This is a genomic window from Mycolicibacterium arenosum (assembly GCF_024320865.1).
Classification (GTDB): Bacteria; Actinomycetota; Actinomycetes; order Mycobacteriales; family Mycobacteriaceae; genus Mycobacterium; species Mycobacterium arenosum.
The window spans coordinates 261,673-277,235 of the sequence record NZ_JANDBD010000007.1; the positions used below are offsets into that span (position 1 = coordinate 261,673).

Below are 15,563 nucleotides of genomic sequence, written 5' to 3' on the forward strand. Positions count from 1 at the left end.
GGGACTCGTTCACGGCTTGCCCGTGGCTTCGTCACTTCGTCGGGTCGTGGCCCCAGTTCATCAGCGAGTACCGCCATGGTGAATCCCCGACGTCTCCCGACGGCCGTTGCGCCAGATGACGTTTGACGTATCCGTTGACCTTGCGCATATGGGCGACATCATCCTTGGAGAGGTCGTCCTTCTTCGTCCGGAGGATCTTCACGATGTGCCGCCCGCTAATGTGCCCCGTCGACTCACCGCCGCCCGATTTCTGCCCGACCGCCTTCGAGTCGTCGGTGTCGAGCCACTCCTCGAGCTGATTGGCCGTCATGTTGACGGCGTCGTTGAACTCGGCGTACACCGCCTCATCGTCTTCGTCGCTCATGATCGACTACTGCCCGCGGCGGCGGCGCCCAAACACCCCGGCCGCGCCTGCCACGTGTGGCGGGAGCGTCGGTCGGGGTAGGGCCCGGCTGACGATGCGCCCGGATCACGAGTGCGCCGCATAAAAGTTCGCTGGGTGGGTAACGGATACGACATGGCCGCCGCCTCCACTCTCGCCGCCGAACTCGAACGTCGCGGTATCCCTGCTCACGTCAGTCGAGGAGAGACCGAGCGGGTGTGTCATACGCAGATCAACAACGTCGAGGTCGCGATCCACTTCTCCACGACGCAGACGAACCGCGCCATCACCTGGCTAGATGGCGCCGGCGAGGCGCACCGCGTCAGGGATCCGCAGATCGCGCTGCATTCGCTTGCCGATCTGATCATCGAGTCCATGAGCTGACAGCTACCGGGAGATCAGTCGCGGTTGGCCGCGTAGCGCAGCAGGACGGTGCCGCACGGGAAGGTGCGGTTCTCCACCAGCCGCAGCGAGATCCACGACGGCAGTGACGGGAAGAACGGCGTGCCGCCGCCCACGGCGACGGGCGCGACCACGATCCGGAACTCGTCCACCAGTCCGGCCTGCACGATCGGTGCGGCCAACGTCGCGCCGGCCACTTCCAGATTGCCGTCGGTCTCGGCCTTCAACTTCGTCACCACCTCGACCGGGTCGCCGCGTTCCAGGCGGGAGTTCCAGTCGACGGACTCCAGCGTGCGCGAGAACACGACCTTGGGCATGGCACGCCAGACGCGCGCGTAGTCCACGATCATCGGGGTGGCGTCGGCGGCCTCGTCGGCGGTCGGCCAGTACGCCGACATCAGTTCGTAGAGTCGCCGCCCGTAGAAGGACAGGGCGGTCCCCCGCTCGAAGTCGTTCCAGTACTGGTGCAGTTCGTCGCTCGGATCGGACCAGTCGATGTTGCCCTGCGCGTCGGCGATGTAGCCGTCCACCGACACGTTGAAGCCGTAGATGAGTGTGCCCATGCAGTTCAGACTGCACCGGACGGCAAGGCTCATCGCGACGCCCACCAATGTGGCTCGTCAAGCCGGCTCACTGAACCTTCGCATCGACTCCCTGTAGTGGCTTGCCGGCCGTCTCCCGCATGGTGAGCACTGTCGCCAGGCTCACCACCGCGGCGACGATCACGTAGTACGCCGGGGCGATCTCGTTGCCGGTGCGATCCGTCAACCAGGTGGCCACATAGGGAGCGGTACCGCCGAATAGGGCAACCGACACGTTGTAGCCGATCGAGTACCCGGTCGACCGCACGCGTGTCGCGAACAGCTCGGCGCCGGCCGCCAAGGACGCCGAGACGAAGACCGCCTCGATGGCGGCCAGTCCTGCGTGCGCACCGATCGCGGCGACCAGTGACCCGGAATTCAACAGCAGGAACAGCGGGTAGGAGAAGACCCCGAAACCTATGGCGCCGGCCATCAGCACCGGCTTGCGACCGATTCGGTCCGACAGCGCGGCGAGCGGGAGTATCAACAACAACGCCACCACGCTGGCCACGGTGATGGAGATGAACGCGTCGGTCTTGGTGAATTCGAGCGTCTTGGTGAAGTACGTGGGCAGGTAGGTGAACACGACGTAGAAGCCGACGTTGTGGATGACCACGAGGCCGCCGATCTGCAGGATCGGGCGCCACGCCGTGCGCACCGCTTCCCTCAGCGGCGCCTCGGACACCTCGCCGCTCTCCTGCAGAGCCTCGAACTCGGGGGTGTCGCGGAGGCGCAACCGGATGTAGAGCCCGACGACGCCCAGTGCACCCGCGATGAGGAACGGGATGCGCCACCCGTAGGAGTTCATCGCATCCTCGGACAGGATCGTCTCCAGCAGTGTGACCGTCACCGATCCCAGCAGGAAGCCGATCACCACCGACCACACCAGAAACGCGACGACGAGTCCGCGGTGCCTCGTCGGCGCGAACTCGGCCAGAAAGCACGCGCCGCTTCCGTACTCGCCGCCGGCGGAGAAGCCCTGTACTCAGCGGAGTAGCACGAGCAGGGTCGGCGCGCCGACACCGATGACGTCGTAACCGGGAACCAGGCCGATACCCAGCGTCGACAGCGACATCAGGACGACGACGATCGCGAGCACCCGCTTGCGACCGATGCGGTCACCGAGCGGGCCGAAGAAGAACCCGCCGAGGGGACGCATGAAGAACGCCACGGCGAAGACGGCGAACGTACTGAGCACGGCGGCCGTGCCGTCGGCGGAGGGAAAGAACTCCTGGGCGATGTAGGTGGCGAGGAAGCCGTAGATCGCGAAGTCGTACCACTCGACGGTGTTGCCGATGCCGGCGCCGACAACCGCCTGGCGGACCGAGCCCGACTCCACTTCCGGCGTTGTCTCTGCACGAGACGAGTGGAAGGAGGACATGTCGTCTTGTTCCCGCTGGCCGTAGTCGGCTAACCACCCACTGAGGTCGTTACGTCCCAGCAATCTGTCGGAAATCGGGGCGGGGAATCCCCCTTCCATGACTCATCCGCTAGCCGAGCAGGCCGCTGCAACCATCTCCCGCGGTATCGGACGAAGGGGGTTCGCGCAGGCGGTCGCCGGATTGGTCGCAGGTGTCGGCGTCGTCGGCACCGCAGCGTGTTCGTCGTCGGGAGAGCGCTCAGGTCCTGAGACGTCGTCGGGCCGGTCGGGTAGCGGGGGTCCCATCCTGCAGCCGGGCACCGAGACCAGACCGGGTGACCACTACCTGAGTTCCGAGCCCGATCAAGTGTTGTGGGGCTACGTCCCGACTGTCGAGTCGCAGTCGGTGCTACGCATGGCATCGGGGCAGACCGTCACCACCGACACCGTGTCACATGAGGGAATCCTGGAGGATCAGGGCCGAAATCCCGTCGAGTACTTCGGGTCTCATGGCGTCGCCGAGTCGGACGTCTTGCAGGATGCGGTGAACATCGCATCGGGATACAGCCGGACACCCCGCAACTTCGACGTCGACGGCCCCCACGTCGTCACCGGCCCTATTTTAGTCGAGGGGGCCCAGCCGGGAGACGTCCTGAAGATCGAAACAGTCGAGGCCGTCCCGCGCGTCCCCTACGGAGTGGTGTCGAGCCGCCACGGCAAGGGCGCTCTCGGACTCAGCGCCGACAAGTTGCCACCGGCGGGTATCGGCCTGGACGAGGTGATGCCGCCCCCGGCCACCGATGGCCGGGTTACGAAGGATCCGACGAAGTACGGCAACGTCTCCACGTTCACCGCCGTCGAGGACGGCCACGGTGTCATGCCCTTCGGCGATGCGGCCGTGCGCTTTCCGCTCCGACCGTTCATGGGCATGATGGGCGTCGCCTACGCGAGCGCTCCCGGTCTGACGTCGCCGAACGCCAACTCGATCCCACCGACTCTCGGCGGCGGCAACATCGACATCGGCCTGCTCGGCCCCGGCTCGACCTTCTACCTGCCCGTGTTCGCCGACGGTGCACTGTTCTACGTGGGCGATCCGCACATGGCGATGGGTGACGGCGAAGTCGCATTCACCGCCATGGAGGGGGCGTTGCGCGGCACCTTCCGGTTGACGGTCTGCAAGCAGGGCAGCGCCGATGCACCGTCGGTTGCGTACATGTATCCCTTTGCCGAGAACCAGGATTCGTGGATTCCGATCGGGTTGTCCGATCCGGACGGGGCGGCCAACGGTCAGGGCAGCGAGCTCAACATCGCCATGAGACGCGCGGTCGTCAACGCCCTGAACTTCCTCGAGCGCGACCGCGGCATGGACCGTGCCACCGCGTACGCCTACCTCTCCGCTGCAGCCAACTTCTCCGTCAGCCAGGTGGTGGACAAGACGGTCGGCGTCCATGCGCAGATATCCAAGAGCCACTTCGCGTAGCTCGGCTACGCGCCGGTCGTTCTCGGCCGATAGCATTCGCCCGATGACCGACGTCACCAGTAGCAGCACCGAACCGGACATCATCGAACCAGCCACAGTTGTCGGAAGCCCTGAGCACGTCTACATCGCCATGGTGATCAATCCTGCCGTCGGCAACCAACTCATCACCGCGCACCGCACCCGCGACGGTGCGCACGCACAGATCGATGAGCTCGCCACGACGTGGAAAGTCGGCAGTGAGTCGTTGAATGCCGACATCCTCGAGTTGCCGTTGCTCCCCTGAAATCGGCGCCCGCGGCGGTGATCTCGGCGGCGACGTAGTCCCGGGCATGCCGGCCAGCAAGCCCAGAGCTTCTTCAGTGTCCCGCACGCCGATGGCAGCATTTCGGTTTGTCGTTCGATCGGGGTTATCGCGGCGCTCGAGTGACATCCGTGCTTTCCGGAACATCGCGCGCGGGATGGGGGAGTATCAACGCGATGACGGCTGACTCCCGATTCCGCGACCCCGAAGCGGTGGACGCGAGCTCGCCTCCGGCGCGGGGGATCGTGTTTCCGGCGCGCCGGGTCGTCACCATGAATCCCGACCTGCCCGACGCCACGGCCGTCGCGGTGCTCGGTGACCGAATCACCGCCGTCGGGGACATCGAGGACGTCCGCGGTCACAGCGCAGTGGACGAGCGCTTCGCCGACGCGGTGCTCGTGCCCGGCCTGATCGACCAGCATCTGCACCCGGTGCTCGGCGCGACCACCCTGGTCACCGAGGTCATCGCGACGGAGGACTGGGTGCTGCCCGGTCGGATGTGCCCGGCCGCGACGTCCGAGCAGCAGTACAGACAACGGCTGCAGGAGGCAGAGCGGGCACTGCCCGATCCCGACACGTGGCTCTTCTCCTGGGGTTATCACCGGCTCTGGCACGGCCACCTCGACCGCGCCGTGCTCGACGGCGTCAGCCGCTCGCGGCCGATTGCCGTGTGGCAGCGCAGTTGTCACGAATTCTTCCTGAACACCACGGCCATCACAGCGCTCGGCATCACACCAGCCGACATGGCCGATCGCGGGCCGGCGAGCGCGATGGTGGACGTCCTCGCCGGCCACTGGTGGGAATCCGGCATGAACCTGCTTCTGCCGTCGTTGGCGCCACACTTCATGACCGATGAGCGCATCGCCACCGGCCTGCGGCTGATGGTCGACTACCTGCACCACAACGGCGTCACAGCGTTCAACGAGCCCGGAATCATATGGGACCTCGAACCTTGGGAGCTCTATCAGGACATCCTCGGGGCGCCCGAGACCCCGTTACTCTCGACGTTTCTGGTCGATGCGCGCAGTCAGGCCGACAGCGGTATGGACCCCGCGGACGCGGTCGCCGACGCCCACCGGCAGGTGGAACGTCATTGCTCGGGCAAGGTCCGGCTGCTGCCGAAACAGGTGAAGTTGTTCGCCGACGGCGCGATCATCAGTCAGCTCATGCAGATGCGCGACCCGTACCTCGATGGCGACGGCCAGCCCGATCCGTGTCATCACGGTGAGTGGATGATGCAGCCGGACGTGTTTCGCGCGTTCGCGAGGGTCTACTGGAATGCCGAGTGGCAGTTGCACATTCACGTCAACGGTGACGCGGCGCTCGACCTGGTGCTCGACACCATCGAGGAGTGCATGGCAGACCATCCGCGTGCCGACCACCGCACCGTGCTCGTCCACTTCGCCAACTCGACCGAGGAGCAGATCGACCGCATTGCGCAGCTGGGCGCCATCGTCTCGGCCAACTCGTACTACCCCGTCGGGTTCGCGGACAAGTACGCTGCGCACGGCCTCGGAGCGGCCAGGGCCGACGCGATGGTCCGGTCCGCGTCGGTGTTGAACCGAGGTATCCCGTTGTCGTTCCACTCGGACCTGCCGATGGGCCCGTCGGATCCGCTGACCCTGGCGTGGTGCGCGGTCAACCGCATCACCCCCAGCGGCCGCGTCGCGGGTCCGGATCAGCGGATCTCGGTCCACGATGCGTTGCGGGCCGTGACGATCGAAGCCGCCTATTCGTGGCGGATGGAACACGAGCTCGGCAGCATCGCCGCGGGGAAACTCGCCAACTTCACCGTGCTCGGCGACGACCCCTACGCCGTCGCACCTGATCACCTCAACCAGATCGCGGTGCTCGGCACGGTGTTCGAGGGCCGGTGGTTTCCCAGCGACGCCTAAGTGACTGCCGGGGTGGCGAGGGGCTGACCAAACCAAATCAGGCCCCCTCGAAAGGGGGCCTGACGTGTGTGGCAGGTGCAGGATTCGAACCTGCGTAGGCGTTAGCCGACGGATTTACAGTCCGCTCCCATTGGCCGCTCGGGCAACCTGCCTAGTCGCTCCAAAGCCGAACCGGGTTTGGTGCGAGTAGCAGGGTACAACGAAGATGGGCCTAAGACGAAAACGCACCCGGAGGGAAGAGGAGCGCATCCAATGGCGGATTCATCGTTCGACGTCGTGAGCAAGGTCGACCGGCAGGAGGTCGACAACGCCCTGAACCAGGCGGCCAAGGAGCTGGCCACCCGATTCGACTTCCGCGGCACCGACACCACCATCGAGTGGCAGGGCGAGGAGGGCATCATCCTCGTCTCCTCCACCGAGGAGCGGGTGAAGGCCGCCGTCGACGTCTTCAAGGAGAAGCTGATCCGTCGGGACATCTCGATGAAGGCCTTCGACGCGGGCGACCCGCAGCCGTCGGGCAAGACGTACAAGGTGATCGGCAGCATCAAGCAGGGCATCTCGAGCGAGGACGCCAAGAAGGTCACCAAGCTCATCCGCGACGAGGGACCCAAGGGCGTCAAGGCGCAGATCCAGGGCGAGGAGATCCGCGTCAGCTCCAAGAAGCGCGACGACCTGCAGGCCGTCCAGGCGCTGCTGCGGGGCGCCGACCTGGACATCGCGCTGCAGTTCGTGAATTACCGGTAGTCCGGAACGGGGTTAAGCTCGATCGGTGGGCCCGGTTGATCGCATGACGGAGCGGCGGCAGATTCGCCGTTCCGCCGAAGAGGCGCTGACCGACACCCGGTTGCGGATGCCGCTGCTCCCGTTCGAGCCCCACGACCGGCGTCGCGACGACCTGCCGCCGGGCTTCGCGGGTAGGCCCGTTCGCACCAACGGCGACGCGCTCGACACCGGCTACGCGACCACCTATGCGCCGCACCCGCTTTCGCGGCCGACGTCCACGCAGCTGCAGTTCCGGCTGCGAAAGACGCCCTGGTATCGCACCAATGCGGCCAAGCTGGTGCTCGTCGCGCTCGCGTTGGTCGCGGCCGCGGCGTCGATCGTCGTGCTGCTGTGGCCGAGCTCGTCACCCGCACCGCTGGACACCGGGACGACGACCGCGCCCGCCCCCTCCCCGAGCGCGACACCCACGCCCAGCGCGTCGCTGTCGCCTCCCGCCCCGCCGTCGGTGCTGCTGCCACCACCTCCCCCGCCGCCACCGCCAGCGCCGCCGGAGTCAGCGCCACCGCCGCAACAGCAGCAGCAGTACTACCCGCGCTACGACCCGCCCACGACGAAGAAGCCCGAGATCGGCGTCACCAGGACGCCGATCAGCGCCTCGCCCACGGTCAAGAAGAAGCCCGACAACAACTCCGCGACGCCCGGCGACAACAAGGGCGGCGGCTGGGGCTGGTAACCAGCCGCATCGAAAGCGGCCTCCCCGCCACCGCCTCGGCAATACGCTGAGCGGCATGGCAACCGGTCAACGCGAACCCAAAGTCGTCGTCCTCGGTGGAGGCTCCTGGGGCACCACAGTGGCGTCCATCTGCGCGCGGCGCGGGCCGACGCTGCAGTGGGTGCGTTCGGAGGAGACCGCCGACGACATCAACAAGAACCACCGCAATTCCAAATACCTCGGCGACGAGGTCGAACTGTCGCCCACCCTGCAGGCCACCAACGACTTCTCCGAGGCCGCCGAGTGCGCCGACGTCATCGTCATGGGGGTTCCGTCGCACGGCTTCCGCGGCGTGCTCGAACACCTGGCCAAGGAGTTGCGGCCGTGGGTGCCGGTGGTGTCGCTGGTGAAGGGCCTCGAGCAGGGCACCAACATGAGGATGAGTCAGATCGTCGACGAGGTGCTGCCCGGCCATCCCGCGGGGATCCTGGCCGGGCCGAACATCGCGCGCGAGGTCGGTGAGGGTTACGCCGCAGCTGCGGTGCTCGCGATGCCCGACACGAAGCTCGCCGCCGACCTGGGAAAGCTGTTCCGCACCAAGCGCTTCCGCACCTACACCACCGACGACGTCGTCGGCGTCGAGATGGCCGGTGCGCTGAAGAACGTGTACGCCATCGCGGTCGGGATGGGCTACGCGCTGGGGATCGGCGAGAACACCCGTGCCCTGGTGATGGCGCGGGCCGTCAACGAGATGTCCAAGCTCGGCGAGGCGATGGGCGGCAAGCGCGAGACCTTCGCGGGCCTCGCCGGAATGGGCGACCTGATCGTCACCTGCACCAGCCAGCGCAGCCGCAACCGTCACGTCGGCGAGCAACTCGGCTCGGGCAAGAACATCGAGGAGATCATCGCCGCCATGAACCAGGTGGCCGAGGGCGTCAAGGCCGCCAGCGTCATCATGGAGTTCGCCGAGAAGTACGGCATCACCATGCCGATCGCCCGCGAGGTCGACGCCGTCATCAACCACGGCGCGACGGTCGAGGACGCCTACCGCGGGCTGGCCGCCGAGAAACCGGGCCACGAGGTGCACGGCTCGGGCTTCTGACGCTCGCGAATCAGTTGAAGTACGGGTTGCGGCCGCCGCCGTCTTGCAGCAGCGGGTTGTTCGGCTCGATGATGTAGCTCGCCGCGGGGCTGATCACGAAGCCGCCGCCGTCGTAGTTGTTGGTGCAGATCGTCGAGGTGCCGTCGGTGCCGCAGGTGACGTTGCGGAAGCTGATCCGCGTGCCCGGCTCGAGCCGCTTCGGCAGCGTCTCGAAGAGGTAGATCGGGCGATCGGCGTTGGCGAACCCGGCCGGGCCCTGCTGCGAACCCGTGACGACGTTGGCGCCGTTCGGGGCGGCCGGAATGGCACCGCTGCAGCCGTAGCTGCCGGAGCCGCGGCTCATGACGCAGGCGAGGTCACCGGGCACGGCGAAGGCGTAGATCTCGCCGTTCTGCTGCGCGAAGTCCGCAGGAGAGACGGGCGTGAAGACGTTGGCATTGGGCGGGGGCGGCGCCGGCGCTGGTTCCGGTTCGGCACCCGCGACTCCGGGCACACCGAACACAGCTGCCCCCGCAGCAACCAGGCCGATCAGGATTCTGCTCAGCACCCGATCACCATAAGGGTTGCGGTGGCCAAGTGCACCACCTTGGCCCTAGTACTGGCCGGGGCCGCGCCCGGCCATCGCCTCGAGCCGCGCGATGCGCTCCTCGATCGGCGGGTGCGTCGAGAACAGCTTGCCGATCTTCTCGCCCGCCCGGAACGGGTTGGCGATCATCAGGTGCGCCTGGTCGGCCAGCTGCGGCTCCGGCGGCAGCGGCGCCTGCTCAACCCCTCGGCTGATCTTGCGCAGCGCGCTCGCCAGCGACAGCGGGTCGCCCGTCAGCTCAGCGCCGGACTGATCGGCCTGGTACTCCCGCGACCGCGACACGGCCATCCGGATCACCGTCGCGGCGATCGGGCCGAGCAGCGAAACCAGAAGGATCGCAAAGGGATTGGTGCCACCTTCGCGGTTACCGCCGAACATGCTCGCGAAGAACGCGAGGTTGGCCAGCGCCGTGATGACCGACGCCATCGCGCCGGCGACACAGGAGATCAGGATGTCGCGGTTGTAGACGTGCGACAGCTCGTGGCCGAGCACGGCGCGCAGTTCGCGCTCATCGAGGATGCGCAGGATCCCCGTCGTGCAGCACACCGCGGCGTTGCGCGGGTTGCGGCCGGTCGCGAACGCGTTGGGCGCGTCGGTGTCGCTGATGTAGAGCCGTGGCATCGGCTGGTGCGCCGTCGTCGCCAGTTCGCGGACGATGCGGTACATCGCCGGCGCCTGCAGCTCGTTGACCGGCTGGGCGTGCATCGCCCGCAACGCCAGCTTGTCGCTGTTGAAGTAGACGTACACGTTCATGCCGATGGCGAAGAGCACCGCCAGGAACATGATGTTGCGGCCGAACATCGCGCCGACCGCGACGATCAGGCCCGAGAAGAGCGCCAGCAACACGAAGGTCTTGAGCCGGTTCGCGTGCGGATGCCAGGTCATCAGCTTCCTTCCTTAAGAAGTGGTTCGCTGACTTGAACGCTCGGGACGCCGGGTTAAGTTTCCGAAATCCTCAGCCGTGCCGATTGACCGTGAAGTCCAGAAGCGTCGTCAGCGCCTGCCTGCCCGGCAGGTCCGGAAGCTTCTCGAGCTCCTCACGTGCGCCTTCCGCGTACCGCGCCACCTTCTCCCTGGCTGCGGCGATGCCCTGTGAGCTTCGCAACAGGCTCAGCGCCTCGGCCACGTCCTCGTCCCGCTCGACCGGTCCGGTGAGCAGCTCGCGCAGCCGATCGGCATTCGGACCCGTTTCGCGCAGCGCGTACAGCACCGGCAGGGTGTACACGCCCTCACGCAGGTCGGTGCCCGGCAGCTTGCCCGACTCGTCGGGGTCGGCCTCGATGTCGATGATGTCGTCGGAGATCTGGAAGGCCGTTCCGACGATGCCGCCCAGCCTGCCCAACCGCGCGATCTGCTCCTCGTCGGCCCCGGAGAACGTCGCACCGAACGTGCCCGACGCCTCGATCAGGCAGGCGGTCTTCTCGTAGACCACCTTGAGGTAGTGATCGACGGAGTCGACGTGATCGGCGGCGCCCCGCGTCTCGCGCATCTGTCCGGTGACGAGCTGGGCGAACGTGTCCGCGATGACCCGCACCGCGTCGGGCCCCAGCTTCGACACCAGCCGCGAGGCCGTCGCGAACAGGTAGTCGCCCGCGAGGATCGCGATGTTGTTACCCCAGCGCGCGTTGGCGCTGTCGGCGCCCCGCCGCACCTGCGCCTCGTCCATGACGTCGTCGTGGTAGAGCGTGGCCAGGTGCACCAGCTCGATGACGGCGCCCGCGTAGGTCACCTGCCAGCTGTCGGGATCCGGCCCCAGCTGCGCTGACAGCACGGTGAACAGCGGCCGGAAGCGCTTGCCGCCGGCCTGGAACAGATGGGTGACGGCCTCGGCCATCAACTCGTCGGCTTTGCCCAGTTCAACGGACATCAGCTCTTCGACGCGCGCCACTCCTTCGCGCACCCGAGCGGCGAAGTCGGCGTCACCCAGGTCAACGCCCGCCACCACCGTCGCTGGTGTCTTCATTGCTCCAACATACTGTGAGGTGTGCAGCTCAGATCTGACGTGGTGGTGATCGGTGCCGGTCCGGCCGGTTCGTCCGCTGCGGCGTGGGCCGCACGGGCCGGGCGTGACGTGCTGGTCATCGACTCCGCGGAGTTCCCCCGCGACAAGGCGTGCGGGGACGGTCTCACTCCCCGCGCCGTCGCCGAGCTGGAGCTGCTGGGCCTCGGACCGTGGCTCGACGGCCGAGTCCGCCATCACGGGCTGCGCATGTCGGGTTTCGGCGCCGACGTCGAAGTGCGGTGGCCCGGACCGTCCTTCCCACCGACCAGCAGCGCGGTCCCCCGCACCGAACTCGACGACCGCATCCGCATGGTCGCCGCTGACGACGGCGCCGAGATGCTGCTGGGTACCAAAGCCGTTGACGTCGTTCGTGATTCCGGACGCGTGACCGCTGTTGTGCTCAACGACGGCCGCGAGGTCGGCTGCGAGCACCTGATCGTCGCCGACGGCGTGCGCTCCACGCTCGGGCGGGTGCTCGGCAGGCAGTGGCACCGGGAGACGGTGTACGGCACCGCGATCCGCGCCTACATCTCCACGCCGCGCGCCGACGAGCCGTGGATCACGTCGCACCTCGAACTGCGCTCCCCCGAAGGCGACGTGCTACCCGGCTACGGCTGGATCTTCCCGCTGGGCAACGGCGAGGTGAACATCGGCGTCGGGGCGCTGGCCACCGCGAAGCGGCCCGCCGACGCCGCGCTGCGCCCGCTGCTCGCTCACTACACGAACCTGCGCCGCGAGGAGTGGGGCTTCGAGGGGGAACCCCGCGCCGGCCTGTCCGCACTGCTGCCGATGGGCGGCGCGGTATCCGGTGTCGCGGGCCGCAACTGGATGCTGATCGGCGACGCCGCGGCGTGCGTCAACCCGCTCAACGGCGAGGGCATCGACTACGGACTGGAAACCGGGCGGCTGGCGGTCGAGATGCTCGGAGCCGCCGACCTCGGCGTGGCCTGGCCCGCCGAGTTGCAGCGACACTACGCCCGCGGTTTCTCCGTGGCCCGGCGGCTGGGGTTGCTGCTGACCATCCCGCGATTCCTACCGGCGACGGGACCGATCGCGATGCGATCGCACTTCCTCATGGGCATCGCGGTGCGGGTGATGGGCAACCTCGTCACCGATGAGGACGCCGACTGGGTCGCGCGGATCTGGCGGCGCGCGGGTGCCGGCTCGCGTCGATTGGACGCACGTCCGCCGTTCAGCTGATGACCGCGGTGTACCGGGCGCCGATGCGATCGCGCAGTGACGACATCGACTGGGCCGCAACAATTGAGCGTGCATTCGCGCTCGGACTCGTCGGCGTCGGTGACATCGACGGCAACGAGCGCCGTGTCGAGCGGTTCGCCGACGTCGACGACGGTGCGTTCGTCTGGACCCGAGATGCCTCGGGCTTCTACCGGGTCGGCCGGATCGACGGTCCGTACCGCTACGACGAGGGCGGCGCCGCGGTCGACCTGGTGCACGTCCGACCGTGCCGGTGGTCCCGACCCGTTCCGGAACACCGCGTTCCCGCCGCCGTACTCGCCACGTTCGCGCGGGGCGGCCGCAACTTCCAGCGGACGCACGACACAAGGGTGGCGGCCGAATCGCAGGCCATATGGGACGAGTACGCGAGTCTGTGACGTATCCGTAAGGATTGCCGATTCGGGTAACGGGCATCTGCGGCGCGGCGATGAGACACCAGAGACGCGAAGCAGACTGCGTCCGACTCCCCCTCCCATTCCCCGTGTGTCTCAACACGGTGACGAAGGACGTTCACACTCATGGTTGCTTTCAATGGTCGACTGCGTCGCTTGTGGGCCGGTGTGCTTGTCGCGCTCCTGCTGCCCGCACTGATAGCGGTCACAGGCGGCACCGCACCCGCGGGGGCCTACTCGAGGCCGGGCCTTCCCGTCGAAGACCTTATGGTCCCGTCGGCGGCGATGGGCCGCGACGTGCTGGTGCGATTCCAGCCCGGTGGCAGCCGCGCCGTCTACCTGCTCGACGGCCTGCGCGCCCGCGACGACAACAGCGGCTGGGACATCGAGACCAACGCATTCGAGAAGTTCGCCGGCTCAGGGGTTTCCGTCGTCATGCCGGTCGGCGGGATGTCCAGCTTCTACACCAACTGGAACTCGCCGGCGGTCGGCAACGGCACCACACAGACCTACAACTGGGAGACGTTCCTCACCTCGGAGCTGCCCGCCTACCTGTCCGCCAACAAGGGCATCTCACCGTCCGGCAACGCCGTCGTCGGCCTCTCGATGTCGGGCAGTGCCGCGCTGATCCTGTCGGCGTACCACCCCGGCACCTTCTCGTATGCGGGATCGCTGTCGGGCTTCGAGAACCTGTCCGAGGGCATCTGGCCGACACTGGTGGGCTTCTCGATGCGCGACGCCGGTGGCTTCGACGCCACGGCGATGTGGGGGCCCGGCGGCGGACCCACCTGGCAGCGCAACGACCCGACGCTGCAGGCGGGCAGGATCGCCGCCAACGGCACGCGCATCTACGTCTACACCGGCAACGGCAAACCGAGCGAGCTGGGCGGCGGCGACCTGCCCGCCACCTTCCTGGAAGGTCTCACGAAGGACAGCAACGTCGCGTTCCAGAACGCCTACACCGCCGCGGGTGGCAGCAACGGGACGTTCAACTTCCCGGCCAGCGGCACCCACAACTGGGCGTACTGGAGCCAGCAGCTGGACAACATGAAGCCCGACATCCTCCGGACGCTGGGCGCCTGATCCCACGACGCAGCTGACGGGCCGGCGACGCCTGGGTGAACCCTCGGCGAAGTCGGCCCGTCGGCGTGGAAGGTGCTGTGCGCGCGGCGATATCGTGTGGGCATGAACGCGGTCACCCGCGACGGGACGCCGGTTGCCCTGGACGACGCCAAGTTCGAGTGGGCGCACCACGGCTACGACGTGCTGGTCGGCGTCGCCCGTGAAGCGCAGGGCCGCATCACCTATCCCGACATCGCCGACACGGTGCAGTCCGGCACCGGCATCCGCACCGCGATTCCGCTGATGGAGTGGGTCGACACCTCGCTGACGCTGGTGGCCGAGATGTGTCTGCGCAACGGCGAGCCCGCGCTGACCGCACTGGTGGTCGAGACTGACACCCTCGAGGTGAGCGACGGCTACGCGTCGGCGTACTCGCTTATCGGACAACCGCTTCCGCGCAACCTGCAGCGCGCCGCGGCCGAGATGCGCTCAGCGTGCTACGACCACTTCTCCCGGCGCGAGGCCCGAGGGTGGGACAAGACGAAGCTCACGGGCCGCGTCGCAACGCCGCGGCCCGCCCCCGTGCGTTCGCCGGTGCGGCAACGACTCCGGGTGGACGCCGTGGCCCCGAAGGTGTGCGCGTCGTGCCGGCTGGAGTTGTTGCCCAGCGGGCGTTGCGGCTACTGCGACTGACGGCTCGCGGCCCGCGAGATAAAATCTGACGACGAAAACGGCGGGTGAACGTCGCCAGTTTCCATCTCGTGCGCGAGTCAGCCCAGCACCCGTTCCACGTAACGCCTCAGCGCCACGCGGATCTCGTCGCGGGTGAGTTCGGTGGCGAGGTGATCCACCAGGTCGATGCGCGTGGCGGCGAGTAGCGCGTACGCCGTCCAGTCCGCTTCGTCCGGGTCGATCACCTGGGCCAGCAGTTGCGAAAGCAGTTGGTGCGTAGCCACGTAACTCGGCGACCGGTACAGCGTCGACGAACTGTTCTGCTCGAGTGCCATCGCCAACCGGCGATTGTCGAGCTTGAAGTCGACCATCGCGTCGAGCAGGGCGGGGATGCGCTCACGGGCGGGGGGGCCGGGACCGAGCGGAGGCGGCCCGCCGTCGACGGCCGCGCTCAGATCGGCGAGCCGGGCGTCGTACACGGCGCCCAACAGCGTCACCCGGTCGCCGAACCGGCGGAACAGCGTGCCCTTGCCGACGCCCGCGGCACGCGCGACGTCGTCCATCGAGACCGTGCCCGGATCGGCGGCGTCGTCGAACAGCCGGCCCGCCGCGTCGAGCACGGCCTGCCGGTTGCGCGCGGCGTCAGCGCGTTCGCTCATCACACCCCTTGCG

At 67.6% G+C, this 15,563-nt stretch carries 17 protein-coding genes, 1 tRNA gene and 1 pseudogene; 11 read left to right on the top strand and 8 right to left on the bottom strand.

Features of this window, described 5'->3' with window-relative positions; translation table 11 throughout:
• Nucleotides 1-31: 31 nt before the first annotated feature.
• Entirely contained in the window at nt 32-364 is a 333-nt protein-coding gene (locus NM203_RS18345; protein WP_255061492.1) for a DUF3140 domain-containing protein, read from the bottom strand.
• A 153-nt stretch (nt 365-517) separates the two neighbouring features.
• On the opposite strand from NM203_RS18345, the gene NM203_RS18350 reads away from it, so the two are divergent.
• Nucleotides 518-766 carry a hypothetical protein gene (locus NM203_RS18350; protein WP_255061493.1) on the top strand — a complete coding sequence of 83 codons (249 nt, stop codon included), beginning with the start codon at nt 518-520 and terminating at the stop codon, nt 764-766.
• 14 nt (nt 767-780) lie between these two features.
• Here NM203_RS18350 and NM203_RS18355 read toward each other — a convergent pair whose 3' ends face one another.
• Nucleotides 781-1,347: a dihydrofolate reductase family protein gene (locus tag NM203_RS18355; protein WP_255061494.1), complete on the bottom strand. Its 567-nt coding sequence runs from the start codon at nt 1,345-1,347 to the stop codon at nt 781-783.
• A 67-nt stretch (nt 1,348-1,414) separates the two neighbouring features.
• A pseudogene (locus NM203_RS18360) lies at nt 1,415-2,746 on the bottom strand (MFS transporter).
• A gap of 97 nt (nt 2,747-2,843) precedes the next feature.
• Here NM203_RS18360 and NM203_RS18365 point away from each other — a divergent pair.
• From NM203_RS18365 to NM203_RS18375, 3 genes are all read left to right on the top strand, one after another.
• A complete protein-coding gene (locus NM203_RS18365) occupies nt 2,844-4,205 on the top strand; it encodes an acetamidase/formamidase family protein (protein WP_255061495.1) in 1,362 nt (453 codons plus the stop codon).
• A 43-nt stretch (nt 4,206-4,248) separates the two neighbouring features.
• Nucleotides 4,249-4,488 carry a hypothetical protein gene (locus NM203_RS18370; protein ID WP_255061496.1) on the top strand — a complete coding sequence of 80 codons (240 nt, stop codon included), beginning with the start codon at nt 4,249-4,251 and terminating at the stop codon, nt 4,486-4,488.
• A gap of 194 nt (nt 4,489-4,682) precedes the next feature.
• A complete protein-coding gene (locus tag NM203_RS18375; RefSeq protein ID WP_255061497.1) occupies nt 4,683-6,401 on the top strand; it encodes an amidohydrolase in 1,719 nt (572 codons plus the stop codon).
• A gap of 69 nt (nt 6,402-6,470) precedes the next feature.
• On the opposite strand, the gene NM203_RS18380 is transcribed toward NM203_RS18375, so the two are convergent.
• Nucleotides 6,471-6,553 (bottom strand) — tRNA-Tyr (locus NM203_RS18380).
• Between the two features lie 100 nt (nt 6,554-6,653).
• On the opposite strand from NM203_RS18380, the gene NM203_RS18385 reads away from it, so the two are divergent.
• Genes NM203_RS18385 through NM203_RS18395 form a run of 3 tightly spaced genes read left to right on the top strand, consistent with a single transcriptional unit; the run spans nt 6,654 to nt 8,938 of the window.
• Nucleotides 6,654-7,145, top strand: coding sequence for a YajQ family cyclic di-GMP-binding protein (locus NM203_RS18385; protein ID WP_255061498.1), 492 nt, complete (start codon nt 6,654-6,656; stop codon nt 7,143-7,145).
• A 43-nt stretch (nt 7,146-7,188) separates the two neighbouring features.
• Nucleotides 7,189-7,857 carry a hypothetical protein gene (locus tag NM203_RS18390; protein ID WP_255061499.1) on the top strand — a complete coding sequence of 223 codons (669 nt, stop codon included), beginning with the start codon at nt 7,189-7,191 and terminating at the stop codon, nt 7,855-7,857.
• A 55-nt stretch (nt 7,858-7,912) separates the two neighbouring features.
• A complete protein-coding gene (locus NM203_RS18395) occupies nt 7,913-8,938 on the top strand; it encodes an NAD(P)H-dependent glycerol-3-phosphate dehydrogenase (protein ID WP_255061500.1) in 1,026 nt (341 codons plus the stop codon).
• Nucleotides 8,939-8,948: 10 nt separating this feature from the next.
• Here the strand turns inward: NM203_RS18395 and NM203_RS18400 are convergent, their stop codons facing one another.
• The 3 genes from NM203_RS18400 to grcC1 form a co-directional block, all read right to left on the bottom strand.
• Nucleotides 8,949-9,485, bottom strand: coding sequence for a hypothetical protein (locus NM203_RS18400; RefSeq protein WP_255061501.1), 537 nt, complete (start codon nt 9,483-9,485; stop codon nt 8,949-8,951).
• Between the two features lie 45 nt (nt 9,486-9,530).
• Nucleotides 9,531-10,409, bottom strand: a complete 879-nt coding sequence (gene htpX / locus NM203_RS18405; protein ID WP_255061502.1) for a zinc metalloprotease HtpX — start codon at nt 10,407-10,409, stop codon at nt 9,531-9,533.
• A 70-nt stretch (nt 10,410-10,479) separates the two neighbouring features.
• Entirely contained in the window at nt 10,480-11,487 is a 1,008-nt protein-coding gene (grcC1, locus tag NM203_RS18410; protein ID WP_255061503.1) for a nonaprenyl/(2E,6E)-farnesyl/geranylgeranyl diphosphat synthase, read from the bottom strand.
• 21 nt (nt 11,488-11,508) lie between these two features.
• On the opposite strand from grcC1, the gene menJ reads away from it, so the two are divergent.
• The 4 genes from menJ to NM203_RS18430 all read left to right on the top strand — a co-directional run bounded on the left by menJ (nt 11,509) and on the right by NM203_RS18430 (nt 14,912).
• Nucleotides 11,509-12,726 (top strand): menaquinone reductase MenJ, encoded by a 1,218-nt coding sequence (gene menJ / locus NM203_RS18415; RefSeq protein ID WP_255061504.1) that lies wholly within the window; start codon nt 11,509-11,511, stop codon nt 12,724-12,726.
• Nucleotides 12,726-13,142, top strand: coding sequence for a GAF domain-containing protein (locus NM203_RS18420; RefSeq protein ID WP_255061505.1), 417 nt, complete (start codon nt 12,726-12,728; stop codon nt 13,140-13,142). Before menJ ends, NM203_RS18420 begins: the two co-directional genes overlap by 1 nt.
• A 141-nt stretch (nt 13,143-13,283) precedes the next feature.
• A complete protein-coding gene (locus NM203_RS18425) occupies nt 13,284-14,240 on the top strand; it encodes an alpha/beta hydrolase (RefSeq protein WP_255061508.1) in 957 nt (318 codons plus the stop codon).
• A gap of 102 nt (nt 14,241-14,342) precedes the next feature.
• Nucleotides 14,343-14,912 (top strand): hypothetical protein, encoded by a 570-nt coding sequence (locus tag NM203_RS18430; protein ID WP_255061509.1) that lies wholly within the window; start codon nt 14,343-14,345, stop codon nt 14,910-14,912.
• Nucleotides 14,913-14,989: 77 nt separating this feature from the next.
• On the opposite strand, the gene NM203_RS18435 is transcribed toward NM203_RS18430, so the two are convergent.
• Nucleotides 14,990-15,550 carry a TetR/AcrR family transcriptional regulator gene (locus tag NM203_RS18435; RefSeq protein ID WP_255061510.1) on the bottom strand — a complete coding sequence of 187 codons (561 nt, stop codon included), beginning with the start codon at nt 15,548-15,550 and terminating at the stop codon, nt 14,990-14,992.
• Nucleotides 15,551-15,563 lie beyond the last annotated feature (13 nt).

What these genes read in the sequence shown, in the direction of transcription:
- NM203_RS18365 (WP_255061495.1), top strand. Translation starts at nt 2,844, where the DNA reads ATGACTCATCCGCTAGCCGAGCAGGCCGCTGCAACCATCTCCCGCGGT.
- NM203_RS18350 (WP_255061493.1), top strand. Translation starts at nt 518, where the DNA reads ATGGCCGCCGCCTCCACTCTCGCCGCCGAACTCGAACGTCGCGGTATC.
- NM203_RS18375 (WP_255061497.1), top strand. Translation starts at nt 4,683, where the DNA reads ATGACGGCTGACTCCCGATTCCGCGACCCCGAAGCGGTGGACGCGAGC.
- NM203_RS18385 (WP_255061498.1), top strand. Translation starts at nt 6,654, where the DNA reads ATGGCGGATTCATCGTTCGACGTCGTGAGCAAGGTCGACCGGCAGGAG.
- NM203_RS18345 (WP_255061492.1), bottom strand. Translation starts at nt 364, where the DNA reads ATGAGCGACGAAGACGATGAGGCGGTGTACGCCGAGTTCAACGACGCC.
- NM203_RS18420 (WP_255061505.1), top strand. Translation starts at nt 12,726, where the DNA reads ATGACCGCGGTGTACCGGGCGCCGATGCGATCGCGCAGTGACGACATC.
- NM203_RS18425 (WP_255061508.1), top strand. Translation starts at nt 13,284, where the DNA reads ATGGTTGCTTTCAATGGTCGACTGCGTCGCTTGTGGGCCGGTGTGCTT.
- NM203_RS18390 (WP_255061499.1), top strand. Translation starts at nt 7,189, where the DNA reads ATGACGGAGCGGCGGCAGATTCGCCGTTCCGCCGAAGAGGCGCTGACC.
- grcC1 (WP_255061503.1), bottom strand. Translation starts at nt 11,487, where the DNA reads ATGAAGACACCAGCGACGGTGGTGGCGGGCGTTGACCTGGGTGACGCC.
- NM203_RS18355 (WP_255061494.1), bottom strand. Translation starts at nt 1,347, where the DNA reads ATGGGCACACTCATCTACGGCTTCAACGTGTCGGTGGACGGCTACATC.
- NM203_RS18370 (WP_255061496.1), top strand. Translation starts at nt 4,249, where the DNA reads ATGACCGACGTCACCAGTAGCAGCACCGAACCGGACATCATCGAACCA.
- htpX (WP_255061502.1), bottom strand. Translation starts at nt 10,409, where the DNA reads ATGACCTGGCATCCGCACGCGAACCGGCTCAAGACCTTCGTGTTGCTG.
- NM203_RS18395 (WP_255061500.1), top strand. Translation starts at nt 7,913, where the DNA reads ATGGCAACCGGTCAACGCGAACCCAAAGTCGTCGTCCTCGGTGGAGGC.
- NM203_RS18430 (WP_255061509.1), top strand. Translation starts at nt 14,343, where the DNA reads ATGAACGCGGTCACCCGCGACGGGACGCCGGTTGCCCTGGACGACGCC.
- NM203_RS18435 (WP_255061510.1), bottom strand. Translation starts at nt 15,550, where the DNA reads ATGAGCGAACGCGCTGACGCCGCGCGCAACCGGCAGGCCGTGCTCGAC.